Here is a 906-nt window from a genome sequence, read left to right on the forward strand (position 1 = left end):
CGCGCCGCCGTGGCGTATCTGGCCACGGTCGCGGCGCGCGCCCCGGTTCTGCTGGTCTTCGACGACCTGCACTGGGCGGACGAGGAGACACTGGCCCTGCTGACCGCGCTCGCCACGGACCCGGACACCGGCCCCGTGCTGATCGTCGGCACCTACCGGACGACCGAGACCTCGGCGGCCCTGACGGATGCGCTGGGGCGCACCGCCCGCGCCGAGCCCGCCCGGATCTATCTCGGCGGCCTGCCCGAGCCGCGGGTACGGGAGTTGGTCCGGGCGCTCACCGACGGGGCCCGTAGCGACGGCACCCATGCCGACCGCGCGATGACCCCCGACGCCGCGCGTCTCATCCACGAACGCAGCGCCGGCAACCCCTTCTTCGTCAGGGAACTCACCCGCCTCTGGGAGAGCGAGGGCGAAGCGGGGCTGCACACCGTGCCGCCCGGCGTACGGGAAACCATCCGCCACCGGCTCGCCGCACTCACCGGGACGGCGCGGACCCAGCTGCGGCAGGCCGCCGTCATCGGACCCGAGATTGATCTCGACCTGCTGATCCCGCTCGCAGGCGACGAACAACTCGTCCTGGACACCGTCGAATCCGCGCTCCTCGCGGGGTTTCTGGTCGAGCGGGACGCGGACCGGCTGCGCTTCACCCACGCCCTGGTGCACGAGACGCTGTACGACGACATCGCGCTCGCCCGCCGCGCCCGGTGGCACGCGTCGGTCGCCGGGATCATCGAAGAGGTGCGGCCCGACGACGTCATGGCCATCGCCCACCATCTGCTGCGGGCCGGCAGCCGCGCGCCCGGCGCCCGTACCGCGCACTACACCCGCGCCGCCGCCGAACGTGCCGAGCGCCGCTCCGCCCCGCACGAGGCCGCCCGGCTGTGGCGGGAGACGGTCGCGGCG

1 protein-coding gene is annotated in these 906 nt (G+C 74.4%); it reads left to right on the forward strand.

The window, feature by feature from the left end:
• A partial coding sequence (locus tag HY68_RS32785; RefSeq protein WP_041998699.1) for an AAA family ATPase occupies window positions 1-906 on the forward strand: 906 nt, incomplete at both ends.

It is taken from the genome of Streptomyces sp. AcH 505 (genome assembly GCF_000818175.1).
Classification (GTDB): domain Bacteria; phylum Actinomycetota; class Actinomycetes; order Streptomycetales; family Streptomycetaceae; genus Streptomyces.